Source organism: Paenibacillus sp. CAU 1782 (assembly GCF_054551715.1).
The window spans coordinates 679,440-699,473 of sequence record NZ_JBTOLL010000001.1 but is presented as its reverse complement, the minus strand read 5'-3'; the positions used below and the strand labels follow the sequence as shown (position 1 = coordinate 699,473).

Below are 20,034 nucleotides of genomic sequence, written 5' to 3'. Positions count from 1 at the left end.
CATTCATGCGCTAACCGGACTTTTTAAACTCGCACTTACAACCGGTTTCGTATACAATATGGTTATGAATAATACAATTATATATACTCGAAGGTTAATTAATCAACAGCCTTTTTGAAAAAATCTTGAATTGGAGGACCAGGCCTTGAACAAATCAATCGGCAAACGCAAACCGGGCCGGCCGAAAGCGACTGAATCGCCACAAACCATGGTGCAAATCCTGCGGACTGCTTCTTTTCTTTTTATGGAGCAAGGGTTTGAGAAGGTCTCGCTTGAGACGGTAGCCAAGGCAAGCGGCATCACAAAAGCGAGCGTTTATTATTATTTCAGCAACAAGTCCATTCTATTTACAGAATGCTTGTTATTCGTGCTCAAAATCGCGCATGACAGCACCGCCGCCATCATCAACGGACCGGGAACGCTGCGCGAACGCATGCAGGAAGTTGCTGTGAGACATATGAAAAATACGCATGTCGATTTTGAAACGATGATGCGCGAGGCATCGCTCGGTTTGTCGGAGAAGCAAATTGCGGCCATCCGCAAGGGAGAAGGCATGCTGCACCAGGTGCTTCAGCATGCTTTTGCAGAATCGGTAAGCAAAGGCGAAATCATTCAGTGCGACCCTATTCTTCTCTCTCACCTGTTTACGTCAATGCTGACTGTGAGAAATCGCAAGGAAATTGTGAACGATCTGCAAACTGTGGAACAATCTGCCGCGGACATCGTAGAACTGTTGTGGAGCGGACTGGCACCCCGCTAATGTGGTTGTTTAACACTTCAATCATCCAGTTTGTTGCCCGAAGGAGGTCCTGTTATGTTTAAAACAACGATTGGCCGACTCCGGATGATCGGAATTATTGAAGGCATCTCTTTTTTGGCCCTGCTTTTTATTGCTATGCCAATGAAATATGTGGGAGATATTCCGGAAGCCGTCACCATTGTTGGCGCCGTTCACGGGTTGTTGTTCGCCCTCTATTACTTGGCCGTCATCCATGTCTGGGTTGAAAAAAGCTGGCCCCTTGGCAAAGTCGCGCTGGCCGCTATAGCCGCCATTTTGCCCTTCGGTCCGTTTGTACTGGACCATAAAGTATTGAAGCACGAAGTTTAGGCCGTGGAGGCTGTGTAACGAAAAAACGCTTAGACGAAAAAAGGTATCCAATATGTCCCCAGGGACAAGCGGATACCTTTTTTCAATGATGACAGAGTTTTGCTTATAGGATGATCCAGGCAAAAAGTGCGGCAAGACCAAAACGATAATAGGCAAACCAGCTGAGCCGGATTTTTTTCATCATATTGATGAAGGTGACAACCGCGATCATGCCGACAACAAACGCGGCAATCAGCCCTACGGCGAATAACGGCAGGTCGTTCAGCGTCAGAAACTCCCGGCTGCCCACCAGATCAACGGCGCTTGCACCCATCATGATGGGAACAGATACGATAAAGGTAAATTCAGCCGACGCCTTCTGGCTTGTGCCCGTCAGCATGCCGCCGGATATCGTGGAGCCTGATCTGGAAAAGCCCGGCCAAAGCGACAAAATCTGAAAGCAGCCGATCAGAAACGCCTGCTTGTACGTGATGTCGTCCAGTCCCTCGGACTTGACCGGAACCTTGGTTCGGTCGGCCACGATCATTAATATGCCTCCCAAAACCAGGCCGATAAGCACGGTTTTGGGACCAAACAGATAATCCTTGATCAATCCATGCAGCAGAACGCCCAACACGCCGGCAGGCAGCATGGCAAGCGCGATATGCAGCGCATTCAGCCCGCTTCCCTTGCGAAAATTAAAATTCAACAGCTTGATAAACCGGTTTCGGTACAGTACCAGCACTGCAAGCACCGCACCTAATTGTATGACTACTTCAAACGTTTTGGCTCGATCGCCGGTAAAATTCAGCAATTCCGCCGTCAGAATGAGATGCCCTGTCGACGACACAGGCAGAAATTCCGTTAGCCCTTCAACAATCCCCATAATAATGGCGTGGATCAGATCCATCACTTTTGATGCGCTCCCCTCGGCAATCGGCGGTTTTTCTTAACGGCTTGGCCTTACGTTATATGTTTATGCATGTCCGTACTGGCTCATTTCATTTTCTTCTCTTTGCCCCGGAAAATCAATCTCATCCTGATCTCCATCATTGTCAAATTCATCGCGAATTTCGCCGAAAATCTCCTCCACGATGTCTTCGATGGTCAATAGTCCGGACGTTCCGCCGAATTCATCCAGCAATATAGCCATATGCGTCCTCTCCAGCTGCATTTTGCGCAACAAACGGTTGATGGGCAGAATATCCGGCACAGCCAGCACGGGCTGAAGCAAATGGGAAAGCTCAGGCACGCTAGCTTCCCCGCATCGCAGGAACAAATGTTTGGTGTTGAGCAAACCGACCACATGATCCTTATCCCCGTCCGTAACCGGATACCTTGTATATTGCTCTTCCTGCATGATCGCCAGATTTTTGCTGTAGCTGTGGTTCAGGTCCAAACAAATCATTCTGCGGCGAGGCACCATCACGTCGCGGGCCAACGTATCGTCGAATTGAAACACATTATTGACATAAAGCAGCTCGTTTTCGTTAATCAGGCCGCTTTCATGGCTCTCCGTTAAAATATGGCGGATCTCCTCCTCCGAATGCGCTTCATGCTCGGAAGCGGGACGGAAGCCAAGCAAGCGAACCAGGCCGTTGGCCGAGCCGTTCAACAGCCAGATAAAGGGATACATCGCTTTATGGAACATGATGAGATAGGGAGCCGTAATCAGGCTGAGTTGCTCTGCCTTGTGGAGGGCAACCGTTTTGGGCGCCAGCTCCCCCAGCACAACATGCAAATAAGTGACGATCACAAAGGCGGCGGCAAACGAAATAACCGTGCCTGTCCTTCCTTCGACGCCAAGGCTTTGCAGCAGCGGCCTTAGCACATGCTCGACGGTGGGTTCGCCAAGCCAGCCTAATCCTAGCGAGGTGATGGTAATGCCAAGCTGGCAGGCGGACAAATAGCCGTCCAGATGGCTTGTTACCTGCTGGACGGCTTTGGCGTTGCGGACCCCTTCATCGGTCAACTGCTGCACCCGGCTCGCCCGGATACGGATAATGGCAAATTCGGAAGCGACAAAAAAAGAAGTGAGCGCCAGCAGCGCCGCAAACAGCAACAAGTTCATTAAGGCTACGCCCCTCGCCGAGGAAATTGGGGAACGGAGCCGCTTTGCCGCAAGCAGACCTCACGCATTTAATACCTCAATACGTCGGTCGCGTTGGCAAGCTAACCCATTCCGCCTATTCAGCGTTGCCTCATTTCGCCTTCGGCATACCTCGATAGCCTCCACCGCGCCTTAATGCTGCGTATAGAAAGCCCATTATACAACGCTTCTACAACGAGCTGCACCTCATTCAACATGCCTGTGCCGCTTACCACGGCACATCGTCGGGATTGCTCCCGGCGTCGGAGCTGCCATCAAAGCCGCCGCCGCCTTCGCCGTTGCTGGAATCGCCGAATTGCTCCTCCGGCTCATTGGTGCCAATTACCGGCAGCAAGTCTTCCAGCTCGCCGGGGTTCAGCAGCTCCACAGGGGACATTCCCTTTTCGAACAAGAAAGAATCCCCTTCGATAACCGCTACATATTTGCCATTATGTTTGGCAAAATGAATTGCTCCGCCAAAGTCGGACAACAATCCCTTTACCGTCACCCCGCCTAGCTTAAAGGCAAACGGCAAATCCGGCTTTTGCTCCACAAGGGCTGCCGCTGCGGTTTCCACCTGCTCCTGCGACCACCACTCCTGCAGCTCCCGCTTTTCGCTGGCGGCCCATAGCTCAACCGCATTTTCCTCCTGGCTCCGCTCGGTCCCTTCCTCCTCCTGCCATTTGTCCGCGATGAATTGATGCACCATTTCCACCACTTGCTCGCCGATTACCTCGGGCAGCGGTTTTTCGTAGGAAACGTATTTCAGGAAGTCCTCAAAATAGCGGGCATGGGAGGCCTGATGAATTTTCAGCTCCCAATGCTCCAGCACACCTTCCTCCGGCATATGCGGATATTGAATCGACTTGATGCTGCGCGCGCTGATTGCCATTTCCACATGGGAAATGAGATTTCTTTCGTCGGCAATACGGGCGATTTTGGGCTCAAAATCACATTTCAGCAGAAACAGGAAGGGCTCGTTGAAAAAGGTATGCAGCTGGGCGCGCGCGATAATAAAAGCGCCGCCCCTTACCGCGCTGGTATCCATATAGATCCGCACCAGCTCATCCGCAATGCCGATATAGCGCTCCTGGGTGTCCGCGTCTCTCAGCCGCTGGAACAGGTTATAGTTGCCATTGCTGCCAAGCTCGTAGCCGGGTTCAACCATAAATCTGCCGATTTTGGTCGGAGCGTTTGGCGTGTTGGGATTGCGCTCCGCTTTGCGTTTAATAATGCGGACAAACTCCTCGTCCAGAAACCGCTTCAGCTCGCTGTCTTCATAATCATCGGCATCCATCGTCTGGTAATGCTTGAATCGTCTGCCTGACGTGTTGTTGTCCTCGCCATCGTTCATAATGACAAAAAAAGATAGATATTGCATTCGCAAATCCACGCTGCATGTCCCCCGTCAACGTATATTTCATTCCTCTTTCAAAAGCAATGTCCTCTCGCCGCGATACAACAATTTAAGCTTGTGAAGCGCACGCGTGCAGGCAACATAGAGCAGCTTCGCATCCATTTCGCTATACGACTCGGCTCCCGCATCTGCAATCAGCACGGCGTCAAATTCAAGTCCCTTGGATAAATAAGCCGGAACCACCGTCAAACCTCCGCCATAGGTCGGCTGTTTCGTTTGCACCAGCGATACCTCCATGTCCCGCTCGCGCAAATACTCATAGATGTGCTGGCATTCCGCCGCCGTGCGTCCAATGACGGAAATGGTGTCCAAGCCGCCTTCGCTCTGCCAACCCGATAGCGTAGTGTGGATAGCCGCTAACCAGGCATCGCCGTCGGTTTGTTCCACAACAACCGGATCACCGCTCCGGAACACCGGAACCGCCGGTTTTACGCCGCCTGTCATGCCGCCCAATATGATATTGGCGAACTCAATAATTTCCATAGTCGAACGGTAGCTGCGGTTCAACTCAAAAAATCCCGTGTCGTTATCTTCAAACAACGATTGCAGCTCCTGCCATCGTGTAATGCCGACGTAGCTGTGAATGCCCTGCTGCAGGTCTCCCAGCACCGTCATGGACACATTTCGCTGACATAGCTTCAATGCTTGCAGCTGAAGCGGCGAATAATCCTGCGCTTCGTCGATGACGATATGGTCAAAGGCTGCTTTTTGCAGGCCAAAAAGCTTGAGATGAAGGTAAGCAAGCGCGGCCAGATCCTCTGAAGCAGCTTCACCTTTTGCCAGCGTCGCGGCGGTCGCTTTTGCCAGCTTTGCGGGAATGGCGGCTGACGCTTTTTTGCCCTTGAACAACGAAGCATACAGCTGCGGGGCCGTGTAGGACGGTATACGTTTAACGAAGGTATTTAATTTGGCCAGCGCCGCCGAACGTTTCTTTTTGTCGGCAATACCTCGCGCCTTCAGCTCGGACTCCAGCCAACGCCTGATCCGGCTGGCCAAGCGGTCTCGCTTCTCCATCAGCGACTCTTCGCCGTAATCCGTCTGAAACCATTCCTGCATTTGCTCCGGCTTTAGCTCCCACCCCTCCAGCGGAACAAACGAAACCTCCGGTACGATGCCGCTGCGCAGACCATCCAGCGCTTCATCCAAAATCGCCTTAAACGCAAGGCTGCCTTTGAAAGCGCCAGAAGCGTTTTCCAGATCTTCGATTGTGCGCTTCTCCTCAAACCAATAGGCCAGCGACTCTGAAGGATCGCTTGGTTTAAGCTCATGCTGCAGCAGCTCCATCGTCCAATCGGTAAAGGTGGTTTGGCTGATATCGCCTACGCCAAGCTCCGGCAGGACGCCGGAAATATAGTCGAGGAACATCCGGCTCGGAGCAAAAATAATCATTCGTTCCGCCGTGATGCTTCCTTCATATTGATAGAGCAGGAAGGCTAAGCGATGCAGGGCGACCGTCGTTTTTCCGCTTCCCGCAACGCCTTGAATAAAAAGCGCTTTGTTCCGCTCCGCGCGGATAATAGAGTCCTGCTCCCCTTGAATCGTCGATACGATATCTCTTAGCTTGTTGTCTTTGTTTTCTCCCAGCCGGTAGAGCAAAAACTCGTCGGAGACTCCGCTCTCCTCCTGTCCTCGCACATAGCTGTCCACGAGTCGAACTAATTCCTTATTGCGAACCATCAGGTTTCGCTTCAAATGGACATAGCCGCTTATTTCGCCATCCGGCGATTGGTAGATCGCTTCAGCCTCGCCGCCCGTAAAGGAATAAAAAAGGCTAGCCGCAGGAGCTCGCCAATCAACCACAAGCAGCTCTCCGCCGCCGCCGTCTTTGGCAACGCCGGCTTTCCCGATATATAACGGCTTTGGATCGGCCTCCGCGTCCTTGCTGGGGGTGCCGTCTACTGCGGTTTCCTGGAAATCGAGACGGCCAAAATAAGGCTCGCGAACCGCAATTTCCAATCTGCGTTTCCGTTCTTCGTTCTGAAGGTCCAACATTTGCTCCGTAAAATCGTGGCCGGTATATCGCGGCCCGAATTCGCCAAGCTGCTGAGTAATGTTATCCAGCGTCATCTCAAGCCTTTGCTTCTCCAGCAACAAGTTCCTGTCTTCTTCCATTTGGCGCTGATCTCCTTCCAGGATTAAGTTTGGACATACATAGCAAAGGGCTGAATCCGTCTATGAATTCAGCTCCTCCGCATGACCTTCATTGCCGCTCGGCTAAAGCCGCAAACAATAAGGATTCTTCCAGTTCGATGATTGGCCTAATCCGCCAAATTTTTGGCGAGCATCCAGCCCAATACAATCAACAAAATTAAATGTATTGCCAGCAGATAGGGAATGCCGACCGAAAAAGCGCGATGCTGCGTCTTATGACGCCACCATTTCATGCCGGCCCATACGCCTGCCGCGCCACCTATAAACGCAGCCGTGAAAAAGTGCTTTTCCGGCACTCGCCTTCTGCTATCGCGCCTAACGGCGCGCCGTTTGTCAACGCCCATCAGCACAAAGGTATAGGCGTTCAGTATCATCAAATAACCGCCAAGCAAATAAATCAGCAGCATGGCAATATCGCCTCCTCTCCCTGAATGCGTCCTCAGCCCTTTTGCTGCGGCGTTGTCCGAGGTTTGGCCCGGTTGGTCGGGGTAGCCTCGTAGGGATTATCCGGCCAATAATGCTTGGGATAGCGCCCTTTCAGATCCTTCTTCACCTCAAAATAACCGTTGCTCCAAAAACTCGCCAAGTCCTGCGTAACCTGAACCGGCCGCCCAGCCGGAGATAAGAGATGCAGCGTCAGCGGCAGTCTGCCTCCCGCAAGCCGGGGCGTCTCCGCAAGCCCAAACAGCTCCTGAAGACGCACCGCCGCAAAGGGTTTGGCGGGATTGCTGTAATCTATCGGTATTCTCGAACCGCTAGGCACACTCCAATGGAGCGGCGTTTCGGCGTCAAGCTCGGAACGCTGCTTCCACGTAAGCAGGCCTTCCAGCAGGTTCGTCACATTCATTTTTTCCAGTTCGGCATACGCGCGAATGCCCCCAAGATGCGGCTTCAGCCAATCCTCCAGCGAATCCATCAAGGCATTCTCCGAAACATCGGGCCACTCTCTTGCACCGGCAGCCTGCATCGCCCACATTCGATGGAGAAGTCCTCGCGCAGATTTGCTGAAAGGAATGAAGGAAAAGCCCCTTTCACGGATTAGCTTTAGCCACATATCCCCTGCGCCCTCCGGATCAAAGCCGCCTTTTAACGGGGTTTCCTTCAGGATGAGGGTACCAAGCTTGAGCCTTCGGCGGCCGCGAATGGCGCGAGCCTCCTCCTCCCACTCCAAGCTTTCTTCCTCTGTAATAAAAGATGCCAGCTCCTGCTGCAATTCCTCCCGGTCAAGCAGATCGGCCAATAAAATACGGCCTTCGACACCGGCATCGTCCAGCTCGCATACCACCAGGTACGGCGCCTGCGACAGCTGCTGATCGGCGCTCAAAGCGGCAGCGCCCCGTCCGGCTGCAAGCAGATATCTGCCGTCGCTTCTGCGCTGCGCGATCCGATCCGGGTAAGCATGGGCAAGCAAGCCGCCCGTTGTGAGGTCTTTAGCTCCGCCGCTGCCCGTTGATGAGCGGCCTGAAGGCGCTGCTGCAGCCATGTTGTCTTTGAGGCGAGTGCCTGCGTTGTCATATTCTGTGACCAGACCGCCGCTGCGCTCAAGCATGGTCTGCCAGCGCTCCGCTTGGGCCAGCAGCCTTTTCAGGGAGGGATCGCGGTCGCCGCTCTCCAGCCTTCTCAGCCGGAGTCCGATGTCTACGCTGCGCTCATTGGGCAGAAGATTGCGTTCGCTCAGCAGAGCAGCCAAACGGCTGGCAAGGCCAAGCTGCCCCGTCTCCTTGCCCCGCAGAAGCATGGCGCCTAGCCTTGGATGAAGGCCAAGCGACGCGATGGCTTTGCCGGCTGCCGTTGGCCCGCCAGCCGCTGTTAGACTACCCAGCGCTTGCAGCAGCTCCGTCGCAGCCCCATAAGCCGGAGCAGGCGGAGGCGTCAGCCAGCTTAACTCCTGCGGATCATTCACTCCCCATACCGCAAGCTCAAGACGAAGCGCCGCCAAATCGCTTTCCGCTATTTCGGGATTGCCGAATTCCGGCAAAGCGCTATGTTCGGCTTCACTCCAAAGGCGGATGCATAAGCCCGGAGCCAATCTGCCGGCGCGGCCGCGGCGCTGATCGGCAGACGCCTTGGAGACGGGCACCGTCTCCAGCCTGCTCATGCCTGTGCGCGGCGAAAAACGGGATACCCGCATCAAGCCGCTATCCACAACAATGCGAACTCCTTCCACGGTCAGACTGGACTCCGCGATCGAAGTCGCCAATACGATTTTCCGCCCGCCTTCCGGAGCAGGCGCAATTGCCGCAGCTTGCTCCTCCAGAGACAATGTGCCACGCAGCTCCCGCACCGAGGTTCCGGCAGGCAATCCGCGATCCGTCAATTGTTTTGCCGTTCGGCGTATTTCCGCATTGCCTGGCAGAAAGGCCAACACATCGCCATCCCTCTCTAACAGGGCGCCCATGATTGCAACCGCCATCTTCTCCTCCAGCTTTTGCTTGGCACTCGGCAAGGAGTGGCGCGTCTCCACGGGAAAGGAACGACCTCGGCTTGCAATGACCGGAGCCCCGTCCAGCAATTCCGCTACACGTTCCGCATCCAGCGTTGCTGACATGACTAGAAGCCGCAAATCCTCCCGTAAAAGCCCCTGGCATTGCAGGGCCAGCGCCAGACCCAAATCGCCATGCAGATGCCGCTCATGAAATTCGTCAAAAAGGATTGCGCCGACGCCTGTTAAACCGGGATCCTCCTGAAGCATTCGCGTCAGGATGCCTTCCGTCACCACTTCAATAACCGTGCGTGGGCCAACCTTGCTATCCAGCCGGACGCGGTAGCCTACCCGTTCGCCTACGCTTTCTCCAAGCTGCTTCGCCATAAAGGCAGCTGCCGAACGGGCAGCCAGCCTGCGCGGCTCAAGCATAATGATTTTGCCGCCGTCAAGCCATGGCTCATCCAGCATGGCAAGCGGAACTCGCGTCGTTTTGCCCGCTCCCGGGTCAGCTGTCAGCACTGCGCAATTGCCGTTCTGAAGCGCAGCCAGCAGCTCCGGCAGCACCTCGTCAATTGGAAGAGGTTGTATCACCTTTTTGCTCCCACCCTGTTCATTTAATCATGGACAATTCGCAGCATTTGCACGACTGGGCGATTGTCTCCGCGCAGCGCCGTTTCACCGGCTAATAATTGAGAGGAGCCGTCTCCGTCCAGAAAAATGCCGTCTACCAGCTTGTCCCCGCCAATCTGCTCTTTGATCGCAGCGCGAAACTGCTCTAACGTGCCTTTTGTTTCACTAACGACCAAATACAAAACTCCGTCTTGGTCGTAAACAGCTCCTGAACGGAGACGCATATCGTCCGGAAACGGCGCGTTTTCCAATAACGCCGCTTCCCTCCATGCGGAATCGTCATTCAGCGTCATGCTGATGCCGCCTTGCGCCCAGAAGTTTGAGGGGTCGGTCACGGCCAGTTCGCTCCATGGACCGGCTTTTTGGACAGACAGCAAATCTGTCGCTCCGTCCCAAATGAGCGTACCACGGCTATATTTGACATTTTCGCTGCCGCTGCCATACGCTCCCGTTTCGCCATTCATTGCTTTGCCATTCCTGATGCTGATGCTGAGCAAATCCTGACCATAAAAAAAGCCGCCATTGATGCCGGTAAACTCTCTGTCCGCCACATTGGCGTTAATGACAACCGGCTCGACATTTTTGGGGTCAGTCATCAGCACGTGAAGCTCCATGCCTTGCGACGACTGGGCCGTCATATAGCGGTAGCCGTTGTTAAGATCAAGCATTTGATTTCTTGCATCGCGGTCTAGCAGGGATGTCAGAAGGACATAAAACAAAATCGCGGCAACAGCCGCAATAACCAATAAAGAAACCAGGACAACGATCAGTTGCTTGCGTTTTATCCCCTTGGCCGCCGAAACTTCGCTCATGTCATTCTCTCCGTTTCTATTGTTATCAGTCTTCTAGTTTAATCGGTTTATGACGTAGTTGTCCAGCTTCTGCAGGCGCTTCTGCTTACGAGTCGCACCTATTTAGGAATAGGCGCGCCTAGCGGGACGCTTTATGCTACAATTAGTGATAATCGTTATCACTATATATGAATGTATACAGAGGAAAGGAGCTTGATCCCGGCCATGAAATCCGTCTATTCTGATTCATCGTCACCGGCGACGTTTTTGCTGGTCGATATTTCCAAGCTCAGTCCATCGAGCCTCCCGCCTCGCCAGCCATCCCTGCATCATCTTCTCTACATCGTTTCAGGCAATGGCAGCCTCAACCTTTCGGACGGGCACCCAGAAGGTGCAGAGAAACGTGATGCGCATTCGCCACAAAATGCAGCTGTTCATTCCCTCTATGCCGGGAGCTGCTTTATGCTTACTCCGGATCTTCACTGGACTCTGGAGTTTCCCGAGGAGAATCAGCTTCAAGGCTTTGTGCTGGCGTTCGATGGCATCGTTCTGACCGGCAGACAGCAGCCCGCTGGACGGCTTGGACGCGAGCCGTTCCGCTTCCCCTATTCCGGCCAGGTCTATCACTATGAGCAGCCCTCCATCCGGGAGCAAATTCAAGCGTTGTATGACAGCCGCGCAGGTTCACCATCGTTTTCCCTTTACGCCTGGCAGCGCGATTTCCTCCAGCTGCTTGACCATATCCGACAGCAGGTTGATACGATTGAATCGGACATAAATGCCTCTTCGCTGGAAGAAGGGCCGATCGACCGAACGATCCGTTATATGAAGGAAGCTTATTCCCGCGAGTTGACGAGGGAGCATCTGGCGGATATAGCCGGAATGAGCGCCGGTTATTTCTCCGCTGCCTTTCGCAAGCAAACCGGCAAAAGTCCGATGGACATGCTTGCCGAAATTCGGATCCAACGCGCGAAGGAATTGCTGCTATGCTGCACCTACCCGCTTCGCACGATAGCCCAAACTGTCGGCTTCAGCACCGAGTTCTATTTTAGCAGCCGCTTCAAGCAATTGACGGGGTTCTCCCCCACCGAATATGTCAAGCGCGACAGAGTACGAAAGCTTGCCAGCTCGCAGCTGATTACCACTCAATTGCGCCGTGCCGGCAGCCGCCCCGTACCGGAGAAGTCGTCGGAGCGCATCGTCGGGCTTTTTCTTGAGGATCATCTGACGGCATTAGGTGTAAAGCCTGTTCTGCAATATGCCTGGTCTGGCTACTATCAACGCTATCTCTCCCCTTATCTGGAGGATGTCGATAAGCTGGACGTGGCTCGAATCGACTTCGGCCGGCTGCGGCAAGCGCAGCCGGATCGCATCTTGCTCGGCTTTTCCCATTTTGCGTCGGAAGGGAGATACGAACAGTTTGCGGGTATCGCGCCAACCATTGTTTTTCAGGATGCGCATGACAACTGGCGTTCCATGCTGACCAGCCTCGCCCAAATTATTGATCGCGAACGCGAAGCGAAGGAAGTCATTGCCCGCTATGAAGCCAAAGCCATGGAGGCCCGTTCGGTTCTCTCCCGTAAAATAGGAGGCGGAACTGTCGCGTTGCTAAGGCTTCATTTTCGCCATGGCTTATGCCTGTACGGCGGGTTTGCGGGTTACACCAGCCCTGTACTGTACGAAGACCTGAGGTTGGCCATGCCCCCGTTGCTGCAGGAATGGCAAAGGAACGGGATACAGCCCGTTACGCCTATAGCGCCCGAAGTGCTGGAGCAACTGGATGCGGATTATTTGTTTCTAATCGTTGACGACGGACAAGCCGTACTATTGGAGGAACTCCTGGCCAGCAAGCTGTGGAACAGCCTTCGAGCGGTGCGCAGCAAGCGTGTTTTTCAAGGCAACACCGATGTATGGATGACGTTTGGCATTATCGCGCATGAGCGAAAAATAGAATTTGCTCTGTCTGCCCTGAACTAGCTGAACGGCTAAACGAGCCGCTCCAAACGCAATCTGCCAATATCATAAAGAAAATCTGCTTTTTCACTATGGTTTCTTCAACTTGGGGCGTGCTAAACTGTTTTAGCAGTGAGAATCTTTATCAAGTAGAGGGGATACCATAATGAACGTTTTACAACCGGGCAAGCCATTATTGAAGTTAATTGTGCTGATAACGCTACTTGCGCTATTGGCCGCTTGCGGCAGTACGAAGAATGAAAACAGCGGCACTGCCGCAGAGCCATCGACCAGCGAATCAAGTCCAGTAGCTTCCGGAACCGGCGATACCTCAGAGGAGCCAGACGAATCTGCCCCCCGCCTCTTTCAGCATGAATTTGGAACCATTGAAGCGCCCGCCAATCCCGAACGAATCATCGCGCTTTATATGGAGGACTATTTGGTCGCTCTGGGACTGAAGCCGATTACGCAGACGGTTATCGGAAACTTTTCGCTGAAGTATCTCCAGCCCTATATCGGCGATCTTCCCAAGATCGATACAAGCGCAATCGATTTTGAGGCCGTTTTGAGCGCTCAGCCGGATCTTGTCATGTTGGCCTTCCCCACCTACGCGAACGAAGGGAAATACGAGTTGTTTGAAAAAATAGCGCCAACCTACGTCTTTGCCTCCGATACGCCGGACAATTGGCGCGATGCGGTGCAAACTGTCGGGCAGCTGACCGGAAAGACGGCTGAAGCCGATAAAGTGCTTTCCGATTACGCCGCCAAAACCGAAGCGGCCAAATCTAAATTAAAAGAGAAGCTTGGCGATGAAACCGTTGCCTTGATCCGCGTCCGCAGCAACAAAGAATTGCGCTTGTACGGCGGGCCTGGCGGTTATGCCGGTAACGTGCTTTATACCGATCTTGGCTTGAATCCGCCGCAGATTGTTAAGGATCTTGTCTGGGGCGAGCAGAGTATGAGCGTTATCTCGCAGGAAATCATCCCGCAAATCGATGCCGACCATTTGTTTCTGACCTATGACGAAGGCGGCAAGGAGCTTGCACAGGAAATATTGGATAGTGACATCTGGAAATCGCTCCCGGCTGTACAGAAGGGTCAGGTGTACGAGGTTAGCCTGGATCATTGGATGACTTATGGTCCCATCGCTTACAACCTGAAGGTTGACGACGTGCTGCAAGCATTGGCGCCTTAGATCCCTAGCATTGGGGTAGCCCGTGTCTGGCAAGCCCCGCATCTACTATGCTTTCATTACGAAAGGAGCCCTATTATGTCCTCGCAAAACTATGAAATCATCACTCGTACGATCCGCGAGAGAAGAACGGTCAACCAATTCAAACCCGATCCTATTCCAAGAAGTTTGATGCTTGAACTTCTTGAGTCAGCCGGCTGGGCCCCGTTCCATTCTCTTCGCGAGCCGTGGCGCTACATTCTTTTTGAAGGCGAAGGCCGTAAAGTGTTTTCCGACGCCGTCCTCTCCACCTATGCCGAGGAAAAGCGCAAGCAGGTTGGCGAGCGCGTTGCTCAGGTGTACTGTCAAGAGGTGCCGCTGCATCTGCTCGTGCTGATTGAGGAGGAGCCACGTCCCAAGGAATGGGAGGAAGCGCTTTGCGCGGCCAGCACGCTGATTCATAATTTGCAGCTGCTGGCCTGGGAGCAAGGAATCGGGCTGGTATGGAAAACAAATGATTATAACTGGGACCCGCGTTTCCGAGCCGCCGCAGGAGTCAAGCCGGGACAAAAGGTGGTTGGCACTCTTCATCTGGGGTATTTTGACCGGGAAAAGCTGCGCCGTCCCCGCCCCCGAAGGGCGGTTGCCGATTTGTTAACCATAATTGACGGCAGCATTGAAGGCAACAGTATTAACACGTAGTCATTCGCCGCTTGCAAAAAGCATCGCTCCTTCCAGACGGAAGCGCGATGCTTTTTTGTGATCTCTGTAAATTGCCTTACGATTCAATCCCACCTATGTCAAAACGGTCTACCGGTCAAGCGCTCTATCGTCCAGCGGATAGAAAATGAGGTTGATCGGGAACGCCGAGCCGGCTGGAGGACTGAATTCGATGTCCAGGCTTTTTTCATGACCCGTTGTTTTATGCAGCATAATCATGCCGTCAAATGCCGTTAGCACGCCCGAAGCCGGCACTTTAACCATCTCGCCGTTGATTTTGAAAGGTCCCTTAAACGGTCCGCCTTTTGCCAAAATCATAATCGCCATACGCCCCGGATTGTCGGAATGGATGCGATAAACTGTACCATAGTTGCCTGGCAATGTAGCGTCTGTGCCGCGCTGTGGATCATACCCGGTTTGGAACGGATCTGTTTTACCGTCGCCAATAACCAGCTTTGCCGGTTTTTTGAGCCCTTCCTTGGACAAATTTACCTTCCAGTCAAAACCGGCAATCTGGAATGTGCCGCGAATATGGCCGTTAAACGGCAGCTTCGTCATATTCAGCATATCTTTTGAGACGTTGTCCGCAGCGGCAAACGTAAACGCAACTTCACCGTCCGTCTCGACATCGTACATCAAATTAACTCCTTGCCCAGGATGGAAATCCGGGTATTGCTTATAAACAAACGTTTCGCCTGGCGGCACCACCATCATTTCATCCTCAGTGTCGTCCAGTAAAAAATCGACCATCGCTTCGCTGCCGATCAGATGCGCATAGATAGACGGGAATACCTCGCCCTTATTCGTTGTCGTGATCGTAACGGGTTTGTCGCTGTTATTGGTTGCCAAGATGGCAAAACCGACCTTCTGTCCCGTTCCGTTGATATGATCCGCGTAAAGTCGGCCTTTGCCGTTAATGACATCCTGATAGAGAATGCCGGTTTCCGTAAAGGTTTCCGGGCTGTCGCTCATCAGCAGCGTACGCGATTTGTCCTCCGTCACCTGCTTCGCCAGATCAGGAAGATTAAAATAATTTTTATACAGCGTATTCCAATCCGTTGCTATGTAACCGCCAATCGGCTTTGTATAAATCGGATATTCCGCTTCCGACAGATACGTTTCGTCTTCAACAATGAGATAGCGGGTAAAAGGCGCGCTGCTGTTCCCGTTTTTGTCGGTTGTCACCAATGTTATCGGGTACGTGCCAGGCTCGAAGAATACCTCTTCCCTTCCCGTCCAGTCGAGTTTCAGTCCTTCCGAATCGGGGTCATAGCTCAAATTAATATATTTGACGGGTTCACCGGTCCGGTAGCTGCTTTTGCCAAACGAAAATTTGGCGACCGGTTTGGAATTATTTTGATCCGGGTCAAAATTGCCTTCCGGCTTGCGCACATGAAGCACGTCCACCCGGCGCAGCTCGGCATTGTATGTATAGGTCGCTCCCATATAGTCCGAAAGCCAGGTCAGCTTGATCATTAATCGGCCGTTTATCAGCATCGCGACATCGTCGAAAGGCTGTGCGAAGCCGTTGACCCAAGCCTCCTTGTTAACGGTATCCAGCAAAATTTCATGCGTGGGCGTTTCCATCAGGATCGTCCTTGTTTTTTCCTGCCATTCCACCTTCATGCCAAAAGCATCGCCCAAAAATTTGACCGGTACATAGGTTCGGCCTTTACGTACAGTCGCCGGGGAGTCCAGCGTCACCTGCTGGCCGTTTAGAAAAGCTTCATTGTTGTCGATGTAAAACACAACATAATTGGTTCCCGCCGCGATGGTTGGTTCATTAGCGGCGGCATGGCTTAGCGGGGCGGTTAGCAGCATGGCGGATAAAAGCGCCACGGCGACTTTCCTTTTTGCTGCCCCTTTCAAATACGGCATTATTGCATCTCCTCTTCATCATTAAATAACAGTCATACGAATAGACGAGGATTTGTGAAAAAAGTTGCTGCTTCTCCGCTCCATACCCGTTGCCGATATTTTTACTCCTTAAAAGCGTTGCCAAAGTCAGGGAGTTTCACACTTCGGCCTCTTAACCAAAGTACACCGGTGTCGTTTGAAAATTAGTTCTCAAGTATTTTTTCCATGATCACATTACCATCATTGTCCTCAATGACTTTATAATTTAGTTTATGATATAAATTGTAGGCTGGTTCATTGAATTTAAATACACTAAGCTTGAGTTTTCTCATTCCTTTTTCTTTGGCGTCCTTCTCAATCCATTTCATCGTTTCAAATCCATATCCTTTATTTCTGTAATTTTGCATAACCAAAAAATCGCAAATGAATCCTGCTTCGTCCTCTTTTTCATACCAAATAAACCCAACGTTATCTAAGCTGTCATTTATCATTACATATAAAAAATTATTTTCTGTTGATAAACCCATTGGAAGTATTTCATTGAATTCTTTTTCAGCACTTTCAATTGCATCTTCTTTATCGCTGCTCATGTTGGATTTAATCAAATCTTCTGCATAGTCATTAACGGACCACTCTTTAAATTTCTCAAATTCATTTTCTGACATGTTTCGAATCTTTATCATTTTTAATAACCCCTATTCGTTTATTGTAGAGAATCCAAAATCAGCCCAGCGCATTGTTCGGAAGAGTTCAGATGTGTGTTTACTGTGAAATGATATGGTATATGTTGCGCCATAATGTCGTGCTGCCATTGAGATTGGCCTTCGCCCCGGTTTCCACGCTCAATATTTCGTTGGCGGCAAATTTCTAACGGACAATACACTTCAATGAGGTAGAGGGGATATCCAGCGAATAGCTCCTCTACTTTTTCATAATGCGGTTTCAACTCCGGCCTCTCGACCAAAATGCCGTCAATCAGCACATTTTTGCCATGATCCGAAAAAAGCTTGGCGGTATGATACATCATCATAATAGCTTCGCTCAAATATTTCCAATAATCCTCGCGAAGATAATGATCGCCGATCATTTCCTCAAAAAGATCATTGGCAACAACATAATAAAATTCCTCCGAGCTTGCCTGGATGGCATCAACGATCGATGTTTTTCCTGAGCTCGTAACCCCGTTTAAAAATACAATTTTTCCTTTTTCCACTTGTGCAAGCCCCTTTCCTGTTTAAGTAATTTCATTTTAACGGTTAGAGAGTTACAAAGGGGAAGAAAAAATAGCTTTAAAAGAACTGTACCTGTTAATACTTACTTCTACTGAACAGCTTCCATCAACTCAAAAAAGTATTTTGACTCATGCGTTTGATTAAGCTTGAACCAGGAATGCAGTGCCTCCGGCAAAAATACATCCAGCGCCTTTAATACATGTGCTGCAAATTCCAGCGGGGCTATCCCTGTGGCAGTCACCAAATTGCCATCCGTCACTGCCGGTTCATTTTCATAGAATTGTTCTCCTCTATATTGGGGACAAGCTACTTTTAAATAGTCCAAATTGTTACTTGTATGTCTTCTGTTGTCAAGCATTCCCGCATTGGCAAGCCCAAATGTTGCTCCACAAATCGCTGCAATCATTGCACCTTCCCCAAAGGATGCAGAGGCCTTTTCCAATAAAGGCTCATGAATAGGATCACCCCAGGTGTTGCCCCCTGGAAGTATCAAAACATCAGCACTTCCGATATGACATTCCTCCATCGATAAACGTGGTAGAATGGTTACTCCCCCCATTGAAGTAACGGGATTTTTATTTATGCCTACGGTTACCACCTCCAAAGGGGCCAGTTCTTTTTTGAAATACCTTCCTGAATTTAATTCCGCAATTAAATAACCCGTTTCCCAGTCCGACATCGTGTCAAATACATAAAGGTACACGTTCCTGTTTCGCATATTATTCTCCTTTAGAAAGTGGTTTAAAAAGCTCGCTTTTGATAATTGAGAGCCCTTTTTGTTGATACCGCCTATTATAAAAAAACTTCACTGACAACCTTCGTCAGTGAAGTTCTAATCTTGATAATGTTTTTGTAATTCATTAAGCACTTCGATGATTTTTTTCTTTAAGCCTAGCGGCTCAATGACTTGAATGGAAGGGCCATAGGGCAAAAGCAAATTCGGTATAAAGTGATAAACGGCCTCTTCTGTCAATAAAAACAGAACCCGGTTCGAGCTCCGTTCTTTCAAATGATGCGCCAAATACCAATGTTCACAAAGGTTATCTAATGCACTGGTCTTTCCTCCAAGAACTAACGGCATAAGCTCAGCTTGATTCCCTGCTTCCGGAATAAGGTTGTTCATAAAAAATTCGCCTGCCGAAAAAGGCTCCGGACGAAGGAAAGACTTTCCTATTTGGATCAAGCTGATGATTCTTCCAACTCTAAAACTGCGGATTTCCTTTTTCAAATGACAAAATGCAATGACATACCAATTCTGATTCCAATAGATGATGCCATAGGGATCGACCAATCTGTGCTTGGGCTTTGTTGCTCGACCCGAATGGTACAAAATGTTTATTGAAATTTGGTTAATGACGCCTTGCTCTAACTCCTTCAATACAGGTTCTACTGCCGATTTTTCAACAGGAGATAAAACCTCGAGCCCCTCTAAATGCTGTCTAATCCTTTTATCCTGATCCTGATTGGAATGCATTTTTAGCTTTGATGTTGCTCGCTCCAGATCTTCATCCAAAAAATAACCGGCATTTTTGGCAAAATCAGCGGCTTGCAGCAAAGCCGTTTTCTCTTCAACAGTAAAAAGAAGCGGGCTCATAATAAAATCATTTAACAGGCTGTATCCCCCGTTATGCCCCGCGTCTGAAATAATGGGAACGCCGCTGGCAGAAAGGGCATCAATATAACGGTAAACCGTCCGGATATTCATCTCCAGCTTTTCAGACAATTGTTTTGCAGTCATTTTCCTGCCTGATTTCAATAGCCAAAGGATTGCCATCATGTTATCGATTTTTGACATGGTACCTACCTCATTATTCTTTCACGTAAAAAAAGACATTGCCAAAATGATTATTATATCTTCTGTAATCGGCGCTGCCTTTTAATGTTATTATGGACGGATACGCGTTTACTCTGCAGCGCTTCAATAATGAAAACAGCTCTTGCTGCACCGTGCAATAAAACTTCCCGGCTTCATATTGAACCAGGAGCGGAGACTGTTGTGACAGGGAATCCTTATCGCATTCCTCCGAACGGTCTGCGCACCCGCTTTCAATGGGCTGAATGAGGCGCAGCGGCAGCTTCACTACTCCGAAGAAAAGGGGCTCGCCCTCCAGAATATCCTGGCATTCGGAACCCTCTTTACTGGAAAATAGGAGATAACATTGAATCCATTCTTCGATTAATCCGACACCCGCGTATTGAACAGCCGATGCGACGGTTGGATAATAGGCCAGGTTGTTTGGTGTTTTTTTTGAATAAATAATCTTTTTGATAGAGTCCAGGGACAGAAAATATTCGTCCGCCAGCTCTGAAACCGTTATGCCGTGGGCATATTTGTTGCGAATCATCCGATTTCGTTTCAGTAACTGATCCCGGTAGCCGGAAGCTTCGCCCCATCCCCGCTTATCATCTCCAGCTGGAAAATAAAGCAGTTTTCCCGCCGCGTATTTCTGTACCTCCGCAAACAATTCCTCAGGGAGGATGTCTCTGGCATTTTCATATTTCATTTCATCA

18 protein-coding genes are annotated in these 20,034 nt (G+C 50.8%); 5 read left to right on the top strand and 13 right to left on the bottom strand.

Annotation, left to right across the window (positions count from 1 at the left end; all coding sequences use genetic code 11):
* The first annotated feature begins 145 nt into the window (after positions 1–145).
* Together ACX93W_RS03480 and ACX93W_RS03475 are read left to right on the top strand one after the other, a co-directional pair.
* The gene (locus ACX93W_RS03480; RefSeq protein WP_459390919.1) at positions 146–760 is read left to right on the top strand and encodes a TetR/AcrR family transcriptional regulator; all 615 of its coding nucleotides are present in this window, start codon (positions 146–148) and stop codon (positions 758–760) included.
* A 54-nt stretch (positions 761–814) separates the two neighbouring features.
* A complete protein-coding gene (locus ACX93W_RS03475; protein WP_459390918.1) occupies positions 815–1,108 on the top strand; it encodes a DUF3817 domain-containing protein in 294 nt (97 codons plus the stop codon).
* Between the two features lie 103 nt (positions 1,109–1,211).
* Here the strand turns inward: ACX93W_RS03475 and ACX93W_RS03470 are convergent, their stop codons facing one another.
* The 7 genes from ACX93W_RS03470 to ACX93W_RS03440 all read right to left on the bottom strand — a co-directional run bounded on the left by ACX93W_RS03470 (position 1,212) and on the right by ACX93W_RS03440 (position 10,611).
* Entirely contained in the window at positions 1,212–1,997 is a 786-nt protein-coding gene (locus ACX93W_RS03470) for an undecaprenyl-diphosphate phosphatase (protein ID WP_459391998.1), read from the bottom strand.
* A gap of 66 nt (positions 1,998–2,063) precedes the next feature.
* The gene (locus tag ACX93W_RS03465; protein ID WP_459390917.1) at positions 2,064–3,158 is read right to left on the bottom strand and encodes a hemolysin family protein; all 1,095 of its coding nucleotides are present in this window, start codon (positions 3,156–3,158) and stop codon (positions 2,064–2,066) included.
* Positions 3,159–3,405: 247 nt separating this feature from the next.
* Entirely contained in the window at positions 3,406–4,569 is a 1,164-nt protein-coding gene (locus ACX93W_RS03460) for a DUF3900 domain-containing protein (RefSeq protein ID WP_459390916.1), read from the bottom strand.
* A 27-nt stretch (positions 4,570–4,596) separates the two neighbouring features.
* Positions 4,597–6,705, bottom strand: coding sequence for a HelD family protein (locus ACX93W_RS03455; protein ID WP_459390915.1), 2,109 nt, complete (start codon positions 6,703–6,705; stop codon positions 4,597–4,599).
* Between the two features lie 146 nt (positions 6,706–6,851).
* Positions 6,852–7,151, bottom strand: coding sequence for a DUF1294 domain-containing protein (locus tag ACX93W_RS03450; protein WP_459390914.1), 300 nt, complete (start codon positions 7,149–7,151; stop codon positions 6,852–6,854).
* Between the two features lie 32 nt (positions 7,152–7,183).
* Positions 7,184–9,757: an ATP-dependent helicase HrpB gene (gene hrpB, locus ACX93W_RS03445; protein WP_459391997.1), complete on the bottom strand. Its 2,574-nt coding sequence runs from the start codon at positions 9,755–9,757 to the stop codon at positions 7,184–7,186.
* 26 nt (positions 9,758–9,783) lie between these two features.
* A complete protein-coding gene (locus tag ACX93W_RS03440; protein WP_459390913.1) occupies positions 9,784–10,611 on the bottom strand; it encodes a hypothetical protein in 828 nt (275 codons plus the stop codon).
* 204 nt (positions 10,612–10,815) lie between these two features.
* Between ACX93W_RS03440 and ACX93W_RS03435 the strand changes: the two genes are divergently transcribed.
* The 3 genes from ACX93W_RS03435 (at position 10,816) to ACX93W_RS03425 (ending at position 14,416) form a co-directional block, all read left to right on the top strand.
* Positions 10,816–12,567, top strand: coding sequence for a helix-turn-helix domain-containing protein (locus tag ACX93W_RS03435; protein ID WP_459390912.1), 1,752 nt, complete (start codon positions 10,816–10,818; stop codon positions 12,565–12,567).
* Between the two features lie 142 nt (positions 12,568–12,709).
* Positions 12,710–13,738 (top strand): ABC transporter substrate-binding protein, encoded by a 1,029-nt coding sequence (locus ACX93W_RS03430; RefSeq protein WP_459390911.1) that lies wholly within the window; start codon positions 12,710–12,712, stop codon positions 13,736–13,738.
* A gap of 75 nt (positions 13,739–13,813) precedes the next feature.
* Entirely contained in the window at positions 13,814–14,416 is a 603-nt protein-coding gene (locus ACX93W_RS03425) for a nitroreductase family protein (protein ID WP_459390910.1), read from the top strand.
* 108 nt (positions 14,417–14,524) lie between these two features.
* Here ACX93W_RS03425 and ACX93W_RS03420 read toward each other — a convergent pair whose 3' ends face one another.
* The 6 genes from ACX93W_RS03420 to ACX93W_RS03395 all read right to left on the bottom strand — a co-directional run bounded on the left by ACX93W_RS03420 (position 14,525) and on the right by ACX93W_RS03395 (position 20,027).
* On the bottom strand, positions 14,525–16,312 hold the full coding sequence (locus ACX93W_RS03420) for a copper amine oxidase N-terminal domain-containing protein (RefSeq protein ID WP_459390909.1): 1,788 nt from the start codon (positions 16,310–16,312) through the stop codon (positions 14,525–14,527).
* 182 nt (positions 16,313–16,494) lie between these two features.
* Positions 16,495–16,974, bottom strand: a complete 480-nt coding sequence (locus ACX93W_RS03415; protein ID WP_459390908.1) for a GNAT family N-acetyltransferase — start codon at positions 16,972–16,974, stop codon at positions 16,495–16,497.
* 20 nt (positions 16,975–16,994) lie between these two features.
* On the bottom strand, positions 16,995–17,504 hold the full coding sequence (locus ACX93W_RS03410) for a chloramphenicol phosphotransferase CPT family protein (protein WP_459390907.1): 510 nt from the start codon (positions 17,502–17,504) through the stop codon (positions 16,995–16,997).
* Between the two features lie 107 nt (positions 17,505–17,611).
* Complete coding sequence (locus tag ACX93W_RS03405) at positions 17,612–18,241, bottom strand: type 1 glutamine amidotransferase family protein (RefSeq protein ID WP_459390906.1); 630 nt, start codon at positions 18,239–18,241, stop codon at positions 17,612–17,614.
* Positions 18,242–18,355: 114 nt separating this feature from the next.
* Positions 18,356–19,318: a helix-turn-helix transcriptional regulator gene (locus ACX93W_RS03400; protein WP_459390905.1), complete on the bottom strand. Its 963-nt coding sequence runs from the start codon at positions 19,316–19,318 to the stop codon at positions 18,356–18,358.
* A gap of 13 nt (positions 19,319–19,331) precedes the next feature.
* Positions 19,332–20,027 carry a CD3324 family protein gene (locus ACX93W_RS03395; RefSeq protein WP_459390904.1) on the bottom strand — a complete coding sequence of 232 codons (696 nt, stop codon included), beginning with the start codon at positions 20,025–20,027 and terminating at the stop codon, positions 19,332–19,334.
* Between the last annotated feature and the right edge of the window lie 7 nt (positions 20,028–20,034).

Bases quoted from the DNA above. Each gene is read 5' to 3' on its own strand.
- ACX93W_RS03395 (WP_459390904.1), bottom strand. From the start codon at position 20,027: ATGAAATATGAAAATGCCAGAGACATCCTCCCTGAGGAATTGTTTGCG.
- ACX93W_RS03405 (WP_459390906.1), bottom strand. From the start codon at position 18,241: ATGCGAAACAGGAACGTGTACCTTTATGTATTTGACACGATGTCGGAC.
- ACX93W_RS03420 (WP_459390909.1), bottom strand. From the start codon at position 16,312: ATGCCGTATTTGAAAGGGGCAGCAAAAAGGAAAGTCGCCGTGGCGCTT.
- ACX93W_RS03425 (WP_459390910.1), top strand. From the start codon at position 13,814: ATGTCCTCGCAAAACTATGAAATCATCACTCGTACGATCCGCGAGAGA.
- ACX93W_RS03475 (WP_459390918.1), top strand. From the start codon at position 815: ATGTTTAAAACAACGATTGGCCGACTCCGGATGATCGGAATTATTGAA.
- ACX93W_RS03455 (WP_459390915.1), bottom strand. From the start codon at position 6,705: ATGGAAGAAGACAGGAACTTGTTGCTGGAGAAGCAAAGGCTTGAGATG.
- ACX93W_RS03440 (WP_459390913.1), bottom strand. From the start codon at position 10,611: ATGAGCGAAGTTTCGGCGGCCAAGGGGATAAAACGCAAGCAACTGATC.
- ACX93W_RS03450 (WP_459390914.1), bottom strand. From the start codon at position 7,151: ATGCTGCTGATTTATTTGCTTGGCGGTTATTTGATGATACTGAACGCC.
- ACX93W_RS03400 (WP_459390905.1), bottom strand. From the start codon at position 19,318: ATGTCAAAAATCGATAACATGATGGCAATCCTTTGGCTATTGAAATCA.
- ACX93W_RS03415 (WP_459390908.1), bottom strand. From the start codon at position 16,974: ATGATAAAGATTCGAAACATGTCAGAAAATGAATTTGAGAAATTTAAA.
- ACX93W_RS03435 (WP_459390912.1), top strand. From the start codon at position 10,816: ATGAAATCCGTCTATTCTGATTCATCGTCACCGGCGACGTTTTTGCTG.
- ACX93W_RS03430 (WP_459390911.1), top strand. From the start codon at position 12,710: ATGAACGTTTTACAACCGGGCAAGCCATTATTGAAGTTAATTGTGCTG.
- ACX93W_RS03470 (WP_459391998.1), bottom strand. From the start codon at position 1,997: ATGGATCTGATCCACGCCATTATTATGGGGATTGTTGAAGGGCTAACG.
- ACX93W_RS03465 (WP_459390917.1), bottom strand. From the start codon at position 3,158: ATGAACTTGTTGCTGTTTGCGGCGCTGCTGGCGCTCACTTCTTTTTTT.